This window comes from Pseudomonas sp. NFACC32-1, from assembly GCF_900101215.1.
Classification (GTDB): domain Bacteria; phylum Pseudomonadota; class Gammaproteobacteria; order Pseudomonadales; family Pseudomonadaceae; genus Aquipseudomonas.
Genome location: NZ_FMUL01000004.1, coordinates 355,224 through 373,841 on the forward strand (window position 1 = coordinate 355,224; position 18,618 = coordinate 373,841).

Genomic DNA, 18,618 nt, shown 5'->3' on the forward strand with positions numbered 1-18,618 from the left:
CCCACAGAGGGGGATTGTTCGTTCAGATGCTGATGCGTGTCGGGTGAGCATCGGGTTCCTGGTTGACGCTCAGGTGCCGGACGATCGCGTCCTGCAGACGGCTGCACAGTTGCGGATCGGACAACGGCTGGTTGTGGGCATCGGTGATGAAGAACACGTCTTCCACCCGCTCGCCGAGGGTGGCGATCTTGGCGTTCTGTAGCGACAGGTCGAATTCCAGGAAAATATGGCCGATCCGCGCCAGCAGGCCGGGACGGTCCGGGGCGCTGAGTTCCAGCACCGTGATCTGGCGCTGGGCATCGTTGTGGATCGTCACCTGGGGCGCAAAGGCAAAATGCTTGAGCTGGCGTGGCACCCGGCGCTGGATGATGGTGGGGTAGTCCGCCGGATTGCGCAGGGCCTCGGTGAGCCCGTCGCGAATCTGCTTGACCCGTGCCGGGTTGTCGCCAATCGAATCGCCGTCGGTGTCGAGCACGATGTAGGTGTCGAGGGTGAACTGGCTGCTGGAGGTGATGATCCGTGCGTCATGGATGTTGAGGTTGAGCTGGTCCATCGCGGCCACGGTCACGGCGAAGAAATCATGCTGGTCCGGGGCGTAGATGAAGATTTGCGTACCGCCTTCGAACTCGCGTTGCGTGGTTTCCTTGATCAGCACCAGGGGCCCGCCATCGGCCGGTTGCTGAAGGATTGCATCGCTGTGCCAGGCCACGTCGCCGGCGGTGTGGCGCAGGAAGTAGTCATCGCCCAGCTGCGACCAGAGCTGTTCTACATCGTCCGGGTCGGTACCGCCGCGTACCAGGATATCCAGGGCGGCACTCTGAGTGCGGCGGATCTGCTCTTCGCGATCCACCGGGTTTTCCAGGCCGCGACGCAAGGCACGCTTGGTCTCGGTGTAGAGCTGGCGCAACAGGCTGGCCCGCCAGGAATTCCACAGGGTCGGGTTGGTGGCGTTGATGTCGGCCACGGTGAGCACGTAGAGGTAGTCCAGCCGCGTTTCGTCGCCGACGACCTGGGCGAAGTCATGGATCACCTGCGGGTCGGACAGGTCCTTGCGCTGGGCGGTGGTGGACATCACCAGGTGGTTCTGCACCAGCCAGACGATCAGCCGGCTGTCCCATGCTGGCAACTGATGGCGCTGGCAGAACGCTTCGGCATCCACTGCGCCGATTTCCGAATGGTCGCCCTGGCGGCCCTTGCCGATGTCGTGGTACAGCCCGGCCATGTAGATCAGCTCAGGCTTGGGCAGCTTGCCCATGAGCTTGCTGGCCAGTGGGAATTTCTCCGATACCTGGGTGTATTGCAGCTTGCGCAGGTGCTTGATCAGGTTCAGCGTGTGGGCATCGACCGTGTAGATGTGGAACAGGTCATGCTGCATCTGCCCGACGATGAAGCCGAACTCCGGCAGGTAGCGCCCCAGGATCCCGTAGCGGTTCATGCGTCGCAGGTTGCGGTGCACGCCGATCTTGCACTTGAACAACTCGATGAACAGGCTGGTGTTGCGGATGTCGTGACGGAAATCGTCATCGATCAGGTGGCGGTTTTCCCGCAGCAGGCGAATGGTGTCGGCGCGCACGCCCTTGATTTCCGGCTGCTGGGCCATGAGCACGAAAATCTCGATCATGGCGAAGGGCGTACGCCGGAATACGTTGTCGTTGCGTGCCTCGATGTAACCGTCGTGCAACTGGAAGCGGGCGTTGATGGGCTGGGGCGGCTCGGCGTCTTCCGGCGCGAGGATGACTTCCTCGAAATGCTGGATGATCAGCTCGCTGAGCTGCGCGATGCTCATCACCACCCGGTAGTACTGCTGCATGAAGTTTTCGATGGCCTGCTTGGCATCGCTCCCTTCGAAGCCCAGCAGGCCGGCGATGGAGCGCTGATGGTCGAACAGCAGGCGATCTTCGGCGCGCCCGGCGAGCATGTGCAGGGCGTAGCGTACCTTCCACAGGAACTCCTGGGAGGATGCCAGCAGGGCGTTCTCGCTCTCGACCAGGAACCCTTCGCCGGCCAGGGCTCGCAGGTTCAGGGTGCCGTACTGGCGGCGGGCAACCCACAGGATCGTCTGAATGTCCCGCAAACCGCCGGGGGAGCCCTTCACGTTGGGTTCCAGGTTGTACTCGGTGTCGTTGTACTTGTGGTGACGGGCCTTTTGCTCGGCATGCTTGGCCAGGAAAAAATCCTTGCTGGGCCACATGTGCGCCGTGCTGGTAACGTCAAGCATGCGCTGGCGCAAGCGCTCAGGGCCGGCGATGGTGCGGCTTTCCATCAGGTTGGTGATCACCGTCAGGTCGGCGCGGGCTTCATCGGCGCATTCCTGTACCGACCGCACGCTCTGGCCGACTTCCAGGCCGATGTCCCACAGCAGCGTCAGGAAGCGTTCGATGGAGTCGCGAAAGACTTCGTGATCGTCGCCGTCCAGCAGGATCAGCAAGTCGATGTCGGAGTAGGGGTGCAGCTCCCCCCGGCCGTAACCGCCCACCGCCACCAGGGCGATGTGGGTGTCGGGGTTCCAGCTGAACTGCTCCCAGGCCCTTTGCAGGATGTTATCGACGAACCAGGCGCGATCCTCGATCAGCCGACGGATATCCCGGCCATTGCGAAAGCGCTGGTCGAGCACTTCGTGGGCCTGGCGGATCGCCTTCTTGAAGGCCGGGATGGGGCTTGCCTTCAGTGCCAGTTCAGCCTGGAACTGGCCGCGGTCGAAGAGTTCGGGATCCACCTGCGGCATCGAATGGCTTTCCTTTCTATCTATAGCTGGGGTCGGTTCAGGCGGAAACGCGAGGGATGGTGTCGTCGCTGCGCAGGGTAAATATTTCGTACCCGGTCTCGGTCACCAGCAGGGTGTGTTCCCACTGGGCCGATAGCTTGCGGTCCTTGGTGATGGCGGTCCAGCCGTCGCCCAGTACCTTGGTTTCGGCGCGACCCTGGTTGATCATCGGCTCGATGGTGAAGGTCATGCCCGCCTGGAGCTCCATGCCGGTGCCGGCGCGGCCGTAGTGCAGGATCTGTGGCTCTTCGTGGAAGACCTTGCCGATGCCGTGGCCACAGAATTCACGTACCACCGAGAAGCCGTTCTTCTGCGCGTGCTTCTGGATCACCTCGCCGATGTCACCCAGTCGGCAGCCCGGCTTCACCAGCTCGATGGCCATGTACATGCATTCCTGGGTCACTTTCGACAGGCGCTGGGCCCACTCCGGCACGTTGCCGACGTGGAACATGCGGCTGGTATCGCCGTGATAGCCATCCTTGATGACGGTGACGTCGATGTTCAGGGTGTCGCCATCCTTCAGCGGCTTCTCGTTGGGGATGCCGTGGCAGACCACGTGATTGATCGAAGTGCAGATCGACTTCGGAAAGCCCTTGTAGTTGAGCGGTGCGGGAATGGCCTTCTGCTCGTTGACGATATAATCGTGGCAGATCCGGTCCAGCTCTTCGGTGGTCACGCCCGGCTTGACGTAGTCGGCGATCATTTCCAGCACGTCGGCGGCGAGCTTGCCGGCGACACGCATCTTTGCGATGTCCTCGGGAGTCTTGAGGGTGACGGTCATACAGGCTCTCTCTGCGCCTGGTGGCGCTGTTCGAAACGAAATGGGCGGCGCAAGAGGTTCCCTGCGGCCCCGAAAACGCGATTCTAACAGACGATCAGTACAATGAGCTCTCCAGGCCGGAACTCTGTGCTGAGGGGGTTATCCCCTTGCCACAATAGGTTTTAAGAATCCGGGTTTCGTTTTCGCCCTCGCTGTGGTATAAAATGCGCCGCTTTCCGGGGATGACCCCGAGAGCTTAAATCCACACACGTGTCGACACGATGACCTGGGTGCCTTCGGCTTATATAGGCCGCTGGTTGGTCATTGGGATACGTGGAGGCCAAACCCGACTTATCAAGGAACTATCATGTCCCAAGTCAACATGCGCGATATGCTGAAGGCCGGTGTGCACTTCGGCCACCAGACCCGTTACTGGAACCCGAAAATGGGCAAGTACATTTTCGGCGCGCGCAACAAGATCCACATCATCAACCTTGAAAAAACCCTGCCGATGTTCAACGAGGCACTGACCTTCGTAGAGCGCCTGGCCCAGGGCAAAAACAAGATTCTGTTCGTCGGCACCAAGCGCTCCGCTGGCAAGATCGTTGCTGAAGAAGCAGCACGTTGCGGTTCGCCGTACGTCGATCACCGCTGGTTGGGCGGCATGCTGACCAACTTCAAGACCATTCGCGCTTCCATCAAGCGTCTGCGTGATCTCGAAGTCCAGTCCGAAGACGGCACTTTCGCCAAGCTGACCAAGAAAGAAGCGCTGATGCGCACTCGCGATCTTGAGAAGCTGGACCGCTCCCTGGGCGGTATCAAGGACATGGGCGGTCTGCCTGACGCACTGTTCGTGATCGACGTTGACCACGAGCGCATCGCGATCACCGAAGCCAACAAGCTGGGTATCCCGGTCATCGGCGTTGTCGATACCAACAGCAGCCCGGAAGGCGTTGACTACATCATCCCAGGCAACGATGACGCCATTCGCGCCATCCAGCTGTACATGGGTTCGATGGCTGACGCTGTTATCCGTGGTCGCAACAATGTTAACGGCGGCACCGAAGTCTTCGCTGAAGAAGCTCCGGCAGCAGCCGCTGAGTAATCGACGCCCTGGCGTTGACTCAGTAAGCAAAAAGGGGGCTTGGCCCCCTTTTTGCCACCTCGAAAACCATTTGTCGCCGGCGCAGTGACTTGTTTGTAACCTGCCGCGGCCTATAAGCAGTGGTTTTCCAGGAAGAATTGATCGCCCGTTCGGTCGGGTGGAATGGTTGAAAACCTATCCAAGAGGATTTTGAAATGGCAGAGATTACTGCAGCGTTGGTCAAAGAACTGCGCGAGCGTACCGGCGAAGGCATGATGGACTGCAAGAAAGCCTTGACCAAGGCTGGCGGCGACATCGAGAAAGCCATTGATGACATGCGTGCTTCGGGCGCCATCAAGGCTGCCAAGAAAGCCGGCAACGTCGCCGCTGAAGGCGCCATCGCCATCAAGGACGACGGCAAGGCTGCCGTCCTGCTGGAAGTCAACTCCCAGACCGACTTCCTGGCTCTGCAGGATGACTTCAAGGCCTTCGTCGCTGCCAGCGTCGAAAAAGCCTTCGCTGACAAACTGACCGACGCAGCTCCGCTGATCGAAGCCCAGGAAGAAGCGCGCCTGGTCCTGGTTGGCAAGACCGGCGAAAACGTCAACATCCGTCGCCTGGTTCGCGTTGAAGGTGATGTGGTCGGTACCTACTTGCACGGCAACAAGATCGGTGTTGCGGTTGTCCTGAAGGGCGGCGACACCGAGCTGGCCAAAGACATCGCCATGCACGTGGCTGCTACCAACCCTGAGTTCCTGCTGCCTTCGGACGTTTCCGCTGAAGCGATCGAGCGCGAGAAGGGTGTTTTCCTGCAGCTGAACGAAGAGAAGCTGAAAGGCAAGCCTGCTGAAATCGCAGAGAAAATGGTCAGCGGCCGTATCTCCAAGTTCCTGGCCGAAGCCAGCCTGGTTGAGCAGGCCTTCGTCAAGAACCCGGAAATCAAGGTCGGCGACCTGGCGAAGAAAGCCGGTGCTGAAATCGTTTCGTTCACCTACTTCAAAGTAGGTGAAGGCATCGAGAAGCCGGTCGACAACTTCGCAGAAGAAGTTGCCGCTCAGGTAGCTGCTGCCAGCAAGCAATAAGACGGTTTTACAACTGTCGCCCAGAAGAGGCTGCCCGCTCACGCGCGCAGCCTCTTTTTGGATCGGAGGCCGATTATTATTGGTTTCCTGTCGGAACTGGCTCACAAAGCCGTGTTCCGATGGCGCTGTGTCAGCGTCAAGCTAGAGTGAACGCAGGCTGTAAACAGCTTGAAGAATTTTTGAAAATACGCCGCAGGAGAGATTCGCAATGGCTCAGCAGGGCAGTGGTTATCAGGCTCGCTATAAACGCATTCTACTCAAGCTTAGCGGCGAGGCCCTGATGGGCTCGGAAGAGTTCGGGATCGATCCGAAGGTCCTGGATCGCATGGCCCTGGAAGTTGGCCAGTTGGTCGGCATCGGTGTCCAGGTCGGCCTGGTCATCGGCGGCGGCAACCTGTTCCGCGGCGCGGCGCTGAGCGCGGCCGGCATGGATCGGGTCACGGGCGACCACATGGGCATGCTGGCCACTGTGATGAACGCCCTGGCTATGCGCGACGCGCTCGAGCGTGCCAATATCTCGGCCATCGTGATGTCGGCCATTTCCATGGTTGGCGTGACCGATCACTACGACCGCCGCAAAGCCATGCGCCACCTCAATTCCAAGGAAGTGGTGATCTTTGCCGCCGGCACCGGTAATCCGTTCTTCACCACGGATTCGGCTGCCTGCCTGCGAGCGATCGAGATCGATGCCGATGTCGTGCTCAAGGCAACCAAGGTCGATGGCGTCTACACCGCTGACCCGTTCAAGGACCCGCATGCCGAGAAGTTCGATCATCTGACCTACGATGAAGTACTGGATCGCAAGCTGGGTGTAATGGACCTGACGGCAATCTGCCTGTGTCGCGATCACAAGATGCCGCTGCGTGTCTTTAACATGAACAAGCCCGGCGCCCTGCTGAACATCGTGCATGGCGGCGCCGAAGGAACCCTGATCGAGGAAGTTCAACAATGATCAATGAAATCAAGAAAGACGCCGAACAGCGCATGCAGAAGTCCGTGGAGTCTCTGGCGCACAACTTCGGCCGCATCCGTACCGGCCAGGCCCACCCGAGCATTCTCGAGGGCGTGATGGTGCCTTACTACGGTGCAGACACTCCGATCAAGCAAGTGGCCAACATCACCGTCAAGGACGCCCGTACCCTGCAGGTCGTGGCTTTCGAGCGCAACATGCTCGCGGCGGTCGACAAGGCCATTGGCAGTGCCGGCCTGAACCTGAACCCGACCAACCTGGGTGAGTTGCTGCTGATCTCCATGCCGGCCCTGACCGAAGAGACCCGCAAGGGCTTCACCAAGCAGGCTCGTGACGTGGCTGAAGACGCTCGTGTTGCCGTGCGCAACATCCGTCGTGATGCCAACAGCCAGCTCAAGGACCTGGTCAAGGAAAAGGAAATCAGCGAAGACGAAGAGCGTCGCGCCGCCGGCGAGATCGACGACCTGACCAAGAAGTATGTGGCTAAGATCGACGCGGATTTGGCGCAGAAAGAAAAAGACCTGATGGCCGTATAAGGGTCTCGTTTTCATGGAAAAGACCAAGCAGGCCGTGTCGTTCGCGGTGCCTCGCCATGTGGCGATCATCATGGACGGCAACAATCGCTGGGCCAAGAAACGCTTCATGCCCGGCGTCGCCGGGCATAAGGCGGGTGTCGATGCGGTTCGTGCGGTCATCGAGGTGTGTGCCGAGGCGGGAGTCGAGGTGCTGACCCTGTTCGCTTTCTCCAGCGAAAACTGGCAGCGTCCGGCCGACGAGGTCAGCGCCTTGATGGAGTTGTTCCTCAAGGCCCTGCGTCGCGAGGCCAAGCGCCTCAACGAGAACAGCATCAGCCTGCGCATCATCGGTGATCGTTCGCGCTTCCATCCGGAGCTGCAGGCGGCGATGCGCGAAGCCGAGGCCGCGACGGCCGGTGCCGACCGGTTTGTCCTGCAGATCGCCGCCAACTATGGTGGCCAGTGGGACATCGCCCAGGCTGCCCAGCGCCTTGCGCGGGAGGTCCAGGCCGGGCATTTGCGGCCGGAGGACATCACTCCCGACCTGTTGCAGGCCTGCCTGGCCACGGGCGACCTGCCATTGCCGGACCTGTGCATTCGCACTGGCGGCGAGCACCGCATCAGCAATTTCCTTCTCTGGCAGCTGGCTTATGCCGAGCTGTACTTCTCCGACCTTTTCTGGCCGGACTTCAAACACGAAGCCATGCGCGTCGCACTGGCCGATTTCGCTTCCCGTCAGCGTCGCTTCGGTAAAACGAGCGAGCAGATCGAAGCTGGAGCCCGGGTTTAATGCTTAAACAACGAATCATCACAGCCCTGATCCTGTTGCCCATCGCCCTGGGTGGTTTCTTCCTGCTCGAGGGGGCCGGCTTTGCCCTGTTCATCGGGCTGGTCGTGACGCTGGGGGCCTGGGAGTGGGCCCGGCTGGCGGGTTTCGCCGCGCAGTCGGCGCGCATGACCTATGCGGCGGCCGTGGCGGCCATGCTGTTCGTCATGTACGTGGTGCCGGGCATCGCACCCTGGGTGCTGGGTGCTTCGGTGCTGTGGTGGGCAACGGCAGCGTTCCTGGTTTTGACCTACCCCCGGACTACCCATCACTGGGCCAACGCAGCGACCAAGCTGACCATCGGCCTGTTGATCCTGTTGCCGGCCTGGCAAGGCCTGATCTGGATCAAGCAGGGACCGTTGGGCAATTGGCAGATCATGGCTGTGATGGTGCTGGTATGGGGGGCCGACGTCGGTGCCTACTTTTCCGGTCGGGCCTTTGGCAAACGCAAGCTGGCGCCAAAGGTCAGTCCAGGCAAGAGTTGGGAAGGTGTCTATGGTGGGCTGGCCTTGAGCCTGGTGATCACGACAGTGGTCGGTGTCACACGCGAGTGGACTGCCGGGCAACTGCTGATCGGCCTGTTCGGTGCCGCGCTCATCGTATTTGTCTCGGTGGTCGGCGACCTGACTGAAAGCATGTTCAAGCGTCAATCCGGGATCAAGGACAGCAGCAACCTGTTGCCGGGCCATGGCGGCGTACTGGATCGCATTGACAGCCTGACTGCCGCGATCCCGATCTTCGCCGTGCTGTTGTGGATGGCTGCACCGTGAGTCGTCCTCAGCAGATCACTGTACTGGGCGCCACCGGTTCCATTGGCCTCAGCACCCTGGACGTCATTGCCCGGCATCCAGAGCGTTACCAGGTCTTCGCCCTCAGTGGCTTCACGCGCCTGAACGAGCTGCTGGCGTTGTGCTTGCGTCACGTCCCGCGGTTCGCCGTGGTGCCGCAAGCCAGTGTGGCGCGGGCGCTGCAGGACGACCTGCGCGCGGCAGGCTTGCAGACCCGCGTGCTGGTAGGGGAGGAGGGCCTGTGCGAGGTGGCCTCCGATCCCGAAGTCGATGCGGTGATGGCGGCGATCGTCGGTGCGGCGGGCTTGCGTCCGACGCTGGCGGCGGTGAAGGCGGGCAAGAAGATCCTGCTGGCCAACAAGGAGGCCCTGGTCATGTCCGGGGCGCTGTTCATGCAGGCGGTGGGCCAGAGCGGCTCGGTGCTGCTGCCGATCGACAGCGAACACAACGCGATTTTTCAGTGCATGCCCCGGGACTTTTCCCGAGGCCTGGGTGCGGTGGGGGTTCGGAGGATTCTGCTGACGGCTTCCGGCGGTCCGTTCCGCCAGACTCCCCTGGCCGAGCTGGAACATGTTTCGCCTGAACAGGCGTGCGCTCATCCGAACTGGTCCATGGGGCGCAAGATTTCCGTGGATTCGGCCAGCATGATGAACAAGGGCCTGGAGCTGATCGAGGCCTGCTGGCTGTTCGATGCCAAGCCTTCCCAGGTCGAGGTGGTGATCCATCCCCAGAGCGTGATCCATTCCCTGGTGGACTACGTGGACGGTTCGGTGCTGGCCCAGCTGGGCAACCCGGACATGCGCACCCCTATCGCCAATGCACTGGCCTGGCCGGAGCGGATCGACTCCGGCGTGGCCCCCCTGGACCTGTTCGCCATCGCTCGCCTGGACTTCCAGGCGCCCGATGAGCAGCGTTTCCCGTGCCTGCGCCTGGCTCGCCAGGCTGGCGAGGCAGGCAACAGCGCGCCGGCCATGCTCAATGCGGCCAATGAAGTGGCAGTGGCGGCGTTTCTCGATGGACGTGTCCGTTACCTCGAGATCGCGAGTATCATCGAGGAAGTCTTGAACCTGGAGGCTGTGGTTTGCCTCGATGATCTGGACGCGGTATTCACTGCCGATGCCAGGGCTCGTGAGCTGGCGAGCCAATGGCTGAGGCGTCACGGGCGTTGAGGTTGCGATACGTTAGCCAGGGTTGCCCTGGACTGGATTGCGGAGAAAGCAGATGAGCGCGCTCTATATGATTGTCGGCACCCTGGTTGCACTGGGTGTGCTGGTCACTTTTCACGAATTCGGTCATTTCTGGGTCGCGCGTCGCTGTGGCGTCAAGGTGCTGCGTTTTTCCGTCGGCTTCGGCATGCCCTTGCTGCGCTGGCATGACAAGAGCGGCACCGAGTTCGTCGTGGCGGCTATCCCTCTGGGCGGCTACGTGAAGATGCTGGACGAGCGCGAAGGTGAAGTGCCCGCCGATCAGCTGCATCAGTCCTTCAATCGCAAGACCGTTCGTCAGCGCATCGCCATCGTGGCGGCGGGGCCCGTCGCCAACTTCCTGTTGGCCCTGGTGTTTTTCTGGGCGCTGGCCATGCTGGGCAGCGAGCAGGTGCGGCCGGTCATCGGTGGCGTAGAGGCCGGTAGCGTGGCCGCACGGGCCGGGCTGAGCCCTGGCCAGGAGATCGTGGCGATCGATGGAGAGCCCACTTCCGGCTGGGCCGCCGTCAACCTGCAGTTGGTGCGTCGCCTGGGCGAAAGTGGCTCGTTGCAGTTGATGGTGCGCGACGAGGGCTCGACCACGGATTCGCCTCGGGAACTGGTGCTGGACAACTGGCTCAAGGGCGCCGATGAGCCGGATCCGATCCGCTCCCTGGGTATTCGCCCCTGGCGTCCGGCGCTGCCGCCGATATTGGCCGAGCTCGATCCGAAGGGCCCGGCCCAGGCCGCGGGCCTGAAGACCGGTGATCGCCTGCTGGCCCTCGATGGGCAGCCGGTCGGTGACTGGCAGCAGGTGGTGGATGCGGTTCGTGTACGTCCTGATACCAAGATTGTGCTGCGCATCGAGCGTGATGGTGCTCCAATTGACGTCCCTGTCACCTTGGGCGCGCGGGGCGAGAGCAAGGCGCCGAACGGCTACCTGGGCGCTGGCGTCAAGGCTGTCGACTGGCCGCCAGAGATGATTCGCGAGGTCAGCTTCGGTCCTGTCGCTGCGATTGGCGAGGGTGCGCGTCGTACGTGGACCATGAGCGTCCTGACCCTCGATTCGCTCAAGAAAATGTTGTTCGGCGAGCTCTCGGTAAAAAACTTGAGTGGACCGATAACCATTGCTAAAGTGGCGGGCGCTTCTGCCCAGTCGGGCGTTGCTGATTTCCTGAATTTCCTTGCTTATCTGAGCATTAGCCTGGGGGTTCTGAATTTGCTGCCTATCCCGGTGCTGGATGGGGGGCATCTGCTGTTCTATCTGATCGAGTGGGCGCGTGGTCGTCCCTTGTCGGATCGGGTTCAAGGTTGGGGGATACAGATCGGGATCAGCTTGGTGGTCGGGGTGATGTTGCTTGCCCTGGTCAACGATCTGGGTCGTCTGTAACGCTTCGCTGAATTGCGAATCTGCCGCATTTTGCGGCAGTTTGTTTATTGCCAGTTGGAATAAGAAAGGACTTCATGAAACGTCTGCTGCTAACCGCGGTTATTACCGTGTTGATGATCGCCGAAGTTCACGCCGAGTCCTTCACTATCTCTGATATTCGCGTCAACGGCCTCCAGCGGGTCTCCGCGGGTAGCGTCTTTGGTGCCTTGCCGTTGAACGTCGGCGAGCAGGCGGATGATCGGCGCCTGGTGGAGTCCACTCGTGCGCTGTTCAAGACCGGCTTCTTTCAAGATATCCAGCTGGGCCGTGATGGCAATGTCCTGGTCATTACGGTTGTCGAGCGGCCGTCGGTCGCCAGCATCGAGATCGAAGGCAACAAGGCGATCTCCACCGAAGACCTGATGAAAGGTCTCAAGCAATCCGGTCTGGCCGAAGGCGAGATCTTCCAGCGCGCGACCCTCGAAGGCGTGCGTAACGAACTGCAGCGCCAGTACGTGGCCCAGGGCCGCTACTCGGCCACCGTCGACACCGAAGTGGTTCCTCAGCCACGTAACCGTGTCGGCCTGAAGGTCAACATCAACGAAGGCACCGTGGCGGCCATCCAGCACATCAACGTGGTGGGCAATACGGTTTTCCCCGATGAAGACCTGATCGACCTGTTCGAACTCAAGACCACCAACTGGCTGTCGTTCTTCAAGAACGACGACAAGTACGCCCGTGAAAAACTGTCCGGTGACCTGGAGCGCCTGCGTTCCTATTACCTGGACCGGGGCTACATCAACATGGACATCGCCTCGACCCAGGTGTCTATCACGCCGGACAAGAAACACGTCTACATCACTGTCAACGTCAACGAGGGCGATAAATACACCGTTCGCGACGTCAAGCTCAGTGGTGACCTGAAGGTGCCGGAAGACCAGGTCAAGTCGCTGTTGCTGGTGCAGAAGGGCCAGGTGTTCTCGCGCAAGCTGATGACCACCACGTCCGAGCTGATCACCCGCCGCCTGGGTAACGAAGGTTATACCTTCGCCAACGTCAACGGCGTGCCGCAGCCTCACGACGAAGACCATACCGTCGATATCACCTTCGCCGTTGACCCGGGCAAGCGTGCCTATGTCAACCGCATCAACTTCCGCGGCAACACCAAGTCCGAGGACGAGGTACTGCGTCGTGAAATGCGCCAGATGGAAGGTGGCTGGGCTTCGACCTACCTGATCGACCAGTCCAAGACCCGCCTGGAACGCCTGGGCTTCTTCAAGGAAGTCAACGTCGAGACCCCGGCGGTACCGGGCGTCGATGACCAGGTCGATGTGAACTACAGCGTCGAGGAGCAGGCGTCCGGCTCCATCACCGCCAGCGTCGGTTTCGCCCAGAGCGCGGGCCTGATCCTGGGTGGTTCGATCACCCAGAACAACTTCCTGGGTACCGGTAACAGGGTCAGCGTCGGCCTGACCCGCAGCGAATACCAGACCCGCTACAACTTCGGCTTCGTGGACCCCTACTGGACCGCCGACGGGGTGAGCCTGGGCTACAACGCCTTCTATCGCACCACCGACTACGACGAGCTGGACTCGGACATCTCCAGCTATGCGGTGGACAGCTACGGTGTGGGCGCCAACATCGGCTACCCGATCAGCGAGACCTCGCGCCTGACCTTCGGCCTCACCGCCCAGCAGGACAAGATCAACACCGGTCGCTACACCGTCGACGAGATCTTCGACTTCGTTAACAAGGAAGGCGACAGCTACCTGAACTTCAAGGCGTCCGCCGGCTGGTCCGAGTCGACCCTGAACAAAGGTGTGCTGGCGACCCGCGGTCATTCCCAGAGCCTGGTGTTCGAAACCACCACCCCTGGCAGCGACCTGTCGTTCTTCAAACTCGACTACCGGGGCCAGTTGTTCCAGCCATTGTCCGATAACTACACCATGCGCCTGCACACCGAGCTGGGCTATGGTGACGGCTACGGTTCCACTGACGGCCTGCCGTTCTACGAGAACTACTACGCCGGTGGTTTCAACTCGGTGCGTGGCTTCAAGGACAGCACCCTGGGTCCACGCAGTACGCCGAGCCGGGGTAACAATCCGGGCACCATCAGAGACCCGGATCAGGATCCGCTGCCGTTCGGTGGCAACGTCCTTATCCAGGGTGGTCTGGAAGTCCTCTTCCCGATGCCGTTCGTCAAGGATCAGCGCTCCCTGCGTACCTCGGTATTCTGGGACGTGGGTAACGTATTCGACTCCAAGTGCAGCGACACTACCAACGCCAACGGCACCAGGTCCAACACTCAGTGCAACGACATCAGCCTGAGCAACATGGCCAGCTCCGTTGGTGTGGGTGTGACCTGGGTCACCGCGCTCGGTCCTTTGAGCTTCGCCCTGGCGATGCCGATCAAGAAACCGGATGACGCTGAAACCCAAGTGTTCCAATTCTCCCTCGGCCAGACGTTCTAAGCGTCTGCCCCAAGATAACGACAATGGATTTTGTAGGAGTACATCGTGCGTAAGTTGACTCAATTGGTTCTCCTGGCGACCGTACTGGTCGCAGGTCCGGCTTTTGCCGACATGAAGATCGCCGTGCTGAACTATCAGATGGCCCTGCTGGAATCCGACGCGGCTAAGAAATACGCCGTGGATGCCGAGAAGAAGTTCGGCCCGCAGCTGACCAAGCTCAAGAGCCTGGAAAGCAGCGCCAAGGGCATCCAGGATCGTCTGGTGGCCGGTGGCGACAAGATGGCCCAGGGCGAGCGTGAGCGCCTGGAGCTCGAGTTCAAGCAAAAGGCCCGTGACTTCCAGTTCCAGTCCAAGGAGCTGAACGAAGCGAAAGCCGTGGCTGACCGTGAAATGCTCAAGCAGCTCAAGCCCAAGCTCGACAGCGCCGTGGAAGAAGTCATCAAGAAGGGTGGTTTTGACCTGGTGTTCGAGCGTGGCGCAGTGATCGATGTCAAGCCTCAGTACGACATCACGCGCCAGGTCATCGAGCGCATGAATCAGCTGAAGTAATCCATGACAGCGACTATCAAGCTTGGCCAGCTGGCCGAGTTCCTCGGCGCCACCCTGCGTGGCGACCCGGAGAAGGCAATTACTGGGCTGGCCACTTTACAAGAGGCTGGCCCAGCTCAGTTGAGCTTCCTGGCAAATCCCCAGTACCGAAAGTACCTTGCAGACAGCCGCGCTGCCGCGCTGTTGCTCAAGGCTGCCGATGCCGAGGGGTTCCATGGTGACGCCCTGATCGTGCCCGACCCGTACCTGGCGTATGCACGGATTTCCCATCTGTTCGACCCCAAGCCCAAGGCACCTGCCGGCATTCATCCCAGCGCGGTGATCGCCGCCGATGCCGTGGTGGATCCTACCGCCAGCATCGGGCCTTTCGTGGTCATCGAGAGTGCGGCGCGCATCGGTGCGGGGGTCACCCTGGGGGCTCACTGCTTCGTCGGCGCGCGTAGCGAGATCGGCGAGGGCGGTTGGCTGGCCCCCCGGGTCACCCTGTATCACGATGTGCGCATCGGCAAGCGGGTAGTGATTCAATCCGGCGCGGTGCTGGGTGGCGAAGGGTTCGGTTTTGCCAACGAGAAGGGTGTCTGGCAGAAGATCGCCCAGATCGGTGGCGTGACCGTCGGCGACGATGTGGAGATCGGCGTCAATACGGCCATCGACCGCGGTGCGTTGGCAGACACGATCATCGGCAACGGCGTCAAGCTCGACAACCAGATCCAGATTGCCCACAACGTCCAGATCGGCGATCACACGGCCATGGCCGCCTGCGTGGGCATTTCCGGCAGCACCAAGATCGGCAAGCATTGCATGCTCGCCGGTGGCGTAGGGCTGGTGGGGCACATCGACATTTGTGACAACGTTTTCCTGACCGGCATGACCATGGTGACCCACTCGATTACCGAGCCGGGCGCCTATTCCTCCGGAACGGCGATGCAGCCGGCGGCCGAATGGCGCAAGAGCGCGGCCCGGATTCGTCAGCTCGACGACATGGCGCGACGTCTGCGACAGCTGGAAAAGCGTGTAGGGGACGTGACCCCTGACGGTAATGCTTCATCAGATGGCTGATACCATTTCCATATCAAGTGTGCACAGCCGCTAGACTGCCTCCTTGATTTGCCAGCGGAGTGCGCGTCAATCCGCGCTCCCAATCTTTACATAGGCTTCCTCCCGAAATGATGGACATCAACGAGATTCGCGAATACCTGCCTCACCGTTACCCGTTCCTGCTGGTGGATCGGGTAGTGGAGCTGGATGTCGAAGGCAAGCGCATTCGCGCCTACAAGAATGTCAGCATCAACGAGCCGTTCTTCAATGGCCATTTCCCCGCGCATCCAATCATGCCGGGTGTGCTGATCATCGAGGCAATGGCCCAGGCTGCCGGGATTCTCGGTTTCAAGATCATGGACGTGAAACCCGCCGACGGCACGCTCTACTATTTCGTAGGCTCCGACAAACTGCGTTTCCGCCAGCCGGTGACCCCGGGCGACCAGTTGATCCTCGAAGCCAAGTTCATCAGTTGCAAGCGCCAGATCTGGAAGTTCGAATGCCAGGCTTCGGTCGATGGCAAGCCGGTCTGCTCCGCTGAAATCATTTGTGCGGAACGCAAACTATGAGTTTGATCGACCCTCGCGCAATCATCGATCCGACGGCCGTTCTGGCCGCCGATGTCGAGGTCGGCCCGTGGTCGATTGTCGGCGCAGGTGTGGAAATCGGCGAGGGCACGGTGATCGGGCCCCACGTAGTTCTCAAGGGGCCGACCCGGATCGGCCGGCACAATCGCATCTACCAGTTTTCCTCGGTAGGCGAAGACACCCCCGATCTCAAGTACAAAGGCGAGGAGACCCGCCTGGTCATCGGCGATCACAACGTGATCCGCGAAGGCGTGACGATCCACCGCGGCACTGTACAGGATCGTTCCGAAACTACCCTGGGTGACCACAACCTGATCATGGCCTATGCCCACATCGGCCACGACAGCGTTATTGGCAACCACTGCATCCTGGTCAACAACACCGCGCTGGCCGGCCATGTACACGTGGACGACTGGGCGATCCTGTCCGGCTTCACCCTGGTACACCAGTACTGCCACATCGGTGCCCACAGCTTTTCCGGCATGGGCACCGCCATTGGCAAGGACGTCCCGGCCTATGTCACGGTGTTCGGCAATCCGGCCGAAGCCCGCAGCATGAACTTCGAAGGCATGCGCCGTCGTGGCTTCAGCGAAGAGGCGATCGCGGCGTTGCGTCGTGCCTACAAGGTCGTCTATCGCCAGGGGCTGACCGTCGAGCAGGCGTTGGCCGAGTTGGCCGAAGCGGCGACCCAGTTCCCGGAAGTCGCGATATTCCGCGACTCCATCCAGTCCTCGACCCGCGGCATCACCCGCTGACCATGGCTACCTTGCGTGTTGCGCTGGTGGCGGGGGAGGCTTCCGGCGATATCCTGGGCGCGGGCCTGATGCGTGCGCTCAAGGCGCAGCATCCGGCGGTCGAGTTCATCGGTGTCGGCGGACCGTTGATGCAGGCCGAGGGGCTGGCCTCCTATTTTCCGATGGAGCGTCTGTCGGTGATGGGGCTGGTAGAAGTGCTCGGCCGCCTGCGGGAATTGCTGGCCCGGCGCAAGCGGCTCATCCAGACCCTGATCGATGAAAAGCCGGATGTATTCATCGGCATCGATGCGCCGGATTTCACCCTCAACATCGAACTCAAGTTGCGTCAGGCCGGGATCAGGACGGTGCATTACGTCAGCCCGTCGGTCTGGGCCTGGCGGCAGAAGCGGGTGCTGAAGATTCGCGAAGGCTGCGACCTGATGCTGACGTTGCTGCCCTTCGAAGCCCGATTCTACGAAGAGAAAGGCGTGCCGGTACGGTTTGTCGGTCACACCCTGGCCGACACCATTCCCCTGGAGGCTGATCGCGACCAGGCCCGCCGGGCGCTGGGCCTTCCCGACGGTCCGCTGGTGGCCTTGATGCCCGGCAGCCGGGGCGGCGAAGTCAGTCGTCTGGCAAGCGTGTTCTTCGACGCTGCCCAACGCATGCAGGCGATACGCCCCGACGTGCGTTTCGTCCTGCCCTGTGCCAGCCCGCAACGGCGGGTCCAGCTCGAGGCCTTGCTGGCCGGACGCGATCTGCCGGTCACGTTACTCGATGGCTGCTCCCACCAGGCGCTGGCAGCCTGCGATGCCGTGTTGATTGCCTCCGGGACTGCTACCCTTGAAGCGTTGTTGTACAAACGCCCCATGGTGGTCGCCTATCGCCTGGCGCCGCTGACGTTCTGGATTCTCAAGCGTATGGTCAAGAGCCCTTACATCTCCCTGCCCAACCTGTTGGCCCAGCGTCTGCTGGTGCCGGAGTTGCTGCAGGACGAGGCGACGCCCGAGGCGCTGGCCAGTACACTGCTACCCTTGATCGACGGCGGCGAGGAGCAGACTCGTGGCTTCGATGAAATTCACCGTACCCTGCGTCGCGACGCCTCCAACCAGGCGGCGGATGCAGTACTGACCCTGGTCGGCGCAAAACCATGAGCCATTCGAAGATACAACTGGGCCTGGACTTCAACCTGGTGGCCGAGGTGGAAGAACTGGTGGCCGGTGTCGACGAGGTTGGGCGCGGCCCGCTGTGCGGCGCGGTGGTGACGGCAGCGGTGATTCTCGACCCGAACCGGCCAATCCTGGGTCTTGACGACTCCAAGAAGCTCACCGAGGCCCGTCGCGAAAAACTCTACGATGAAATCTGCGAGAAGGCCCTGAGCTGGTGCATCGCTCGGGCCGAGGTGGAGGAGATCGACGAGTTGAACATCCTGCACGCCACCATGCTCGCCATGCAGCGTGCGGTGGAAGGGCTGCACATCACGCCGAAACTGGCGATGATCGATGGCAACCGCTGCCCGAAACTGTCGATGCGCGCCGAAGCCGTCATCCAGGGCGACGGCAAGGTTCCAGCTATCGCGGCGGCGTCGATCCTGGCGAAAGTCAGCCGTGATCGGGAAATGGCCGCCTTCGAACTGATCTACCCGGGGTACGGCATCGGCAGCCACAAGGGCTATCCGACCCCCGTTCATCTGGAGGCCCTGGCACGCCTGGGGCCGACGCCTATCCATCGGCGTTCCTTCGCCCCGGTGCGGTTGGCCTATGAGGCCCGTGAAGGGGTGATCGCGAACAGTCAGTGCCCTGTTTCCTGATGCAAACGCTGCTTCTGTGGCGAGGGGATTGGTTTCCGCTGGACCGCGAAGCAGTCCCAAAGTCTGTCAAACGTAACGGGATTTCAG

General features: G+C 61.2%; 17 protein-coding genes. 15 read left to right on the top strand and 2 right to left on the bottom strand.

The genetic code is table 11. The features are described from left to right. Positions 1-22: 22 nt before the first annotated feature. Positions 23-2,725 carry a [protein-PII] uridylyltransferase gene (locus tag BLP99_RS09620; RefSeq protein ID WP_072387963.1) on the bottom strand — a complete coding sequence of 901 codons (2,703 nt, stop codon included), beginning with the start codon at positions 2,723-2,725 and terminating at the stop codon, positions 23-25. A gap of 37 nt (positions 2,726-2,762) precedes the next feature. Further along, positions 2,763-3,545: a type I methionyl aminopeptidase gene (map, locus tag BLP99_RS09625; protein WP_053152730.1), complete on the bottom strand. Its 783-nt coding sequence runs from the start codon at positions 3,543-3,545 to the stop codon at positions 2,763-2,765. 346 nt (positions 3,546-3,891) lie between these two features. Between map and rpsB the strand changes: the two genes are divergently transcribed. From rpsB to rnhB, 15 genes are all read left to right on the top strand, one after another. Beyond that, positions 3,892-4,629, top strand: coding sequence for a 30S ribosomal protein S2 (rpsB, locus tag BLP99_RS09630; RefSeq protein WP_003198231.1), 738 nt, complete (start codon positions 3,892-3,894; stop codon positions 4,627-4,629). Between the two features lie 194 nt (positions 4,630-4,823). Further along, complete coding sequence (gene tsf, locus BLP99_RS09635; protein ID WP_072387961.1) at positions 4,824-5,690, top strand: translation elongation factor Ts; 867 nt, start codon at positions 4,824-4,826, stop codon at positions 5,688-5,690. Between the two features lie 208 nt (positions 5,691-5,898). Next, entirely contained in the window at positions 5,899-6,642 is a 744-nt protein-coding gene (gene pyrH, locus BLP99_RS09640; RefSeq protein ID WP_003198235.1) for a UMP kinase, read from the top strand. Further along, positions 6,639-7,196: a ribosome recycling factor gene (gene frr, locus BLP99_RS09645; protein ID WP_072387959.1), complete on the top strand. Its 558-nt coding sequence runs from the start codon at positions 6,639-6,641 to the stop codon at positions 7,194-7,196. The genes pyrH and frr overlap by 4 nt, the downstream gene beginning before the upstream one ends. A gap of 13 nt (positions 7,197-7,209) precedes the next feature. After that, positions 7,210-7,965: a polyprenyl diphosphate synthase gene (uppS, locus tag BLP99_RS09650; protein ID WP_072387957.1), complete on the top strand. Its 756-nt coding sequence runs from the start codon at positions 7,210-7,212 to the stop codon at positions 7,963-7,965. After that, entirely contained in the window at positions 7,965-8,771 is an 807-nt protein-coding gene (locus BLP99_RS09655) for a phosphatidate cytidylyltransferase (protein WP_072387955.1), read from the top strand. Before uppS ends, BLP99_RS09655 begins: the two co-directional genes overlap by 1 nt. Continuing rightward, on the top strand, positions 8,768-9,958 hold the full coding sequence (gene ispC, locus BLP99_RS09660) for a 1-deoxy-D-xylulose-5-phosphate reductoisomerase (RefSeq protein WP_072387953.1): 1,191 nt from the start codon (positions 8,768-8,770) through the stop codon (positions 9,956-9,958). The genes BLP99_RS09655 and ispC overlap by 4 nt, the downstream gene beginning before the upstream one ends. A 52-nt stretch (positions 9,959-10,010) precedes the next feature. Continuing rightward, complete coding sequence (rseP, locus tag BLP99_RS09665; RefSeq protein ID WP_072430846.1) at positions 10,011-11,363, top strand: sigma E protease regulator RseP; 1,353 nt, start codon at positions 10,011-10,013, stop codon at positions 11,361-11,363. Positions 11,364-11,437: 74 nt separating this feature from the next. Continuing rightward, positions 11,438-13,813, top strand: a complete 2,376-nt coding sequence (gene bamA, locus BLP99_RS09670; protein ID WP_072387948.1) for an outer membrane protein assembly factor BamA — start codon at positions 11,438-11,440, stop codon at positions 13,811-13,813. 45 nt (positions 13,814-13,858) lie between these two features. Further along, positions 13,859-14,362, top strand: coding sequence for an OmpH/Skp family outer membrane protein (locus BLP99_RS09675; protein ID WP_024779019.1), 504 nt, complete (start codon positions 13,859-13,861; stop codon positions 14,360-14,362). Positions 14,363-14,365: 3 nt separating this feature from the next. After that, complete coding sequence (gene lpxD / locus BLP99_RS09680; protein WP_072459451.1) at positions 14,366-15,421, top strand: UDP-3-O-(3-hydroxymyristoyl)glucosamine N-acyltransferase; 1,056 nt, start codon at positions 14,366-14,368, stop codon at positions 15,419-15,421. Between the two features lie 107 nt (positions 15,422-15,528). Beyond that, positions 15,529-15,969 carry a 3-hydroxyacyl-ACP dehydratase FabZ gene (fabZ, locus tag BLP99_RS09685; protein ID WP_072387944.1) on the top strand — a complete coding sequence of 147 codons (441 nt, stop codon included), beginning with the start codon at positions 15,529-15,531 and terminating at the stop codon, positions 15,967-15,969. Next, positions 15,966-16,742, top strand: coding sequence for an acyl-ACP--UDP-N-acetylglucosamine O-acyltransferase (lpxA, locus tag BLP99_RS09690; protein ID WP_072387942.1), 777 nt, complete (start codon positions 15,966-15,968; stop codon positions 16,740-16,742). Before fabZ ends, lpxA begins: the two co-directional genes overlap by 4 nt. Positions 16,743-16,744: 2 nt before the next feature. Continuing rightward, the gene (lpxB, locus tag BLP99_RS09695) at positions 16,745-17,875 is read left to right on the top strand and encodes a lipid-A-disaccharide synthase (protein WP_092180239.1); all 1,131 of its coding nucleotides are present in this window, start codon (positions 16,745-16,747) and stop codon (positions 17,873-17,875) included. 11 nt (positions 17,876-17,886) lie between these two features. After that, positions 17,887-18,531 (top strand): ribonuclease HII, encoded by a 645-nt coding sequence (rnhB, locus tag BLP99_RS09700; protein ID WP_165887910.1) that lies wholly within the window; start codon positions 17,887-17,889, stop codon positions 18,529-18,531. The last annotated feature ends 87 nt before the right edge of the window (positions 18,532-18,618 follow it).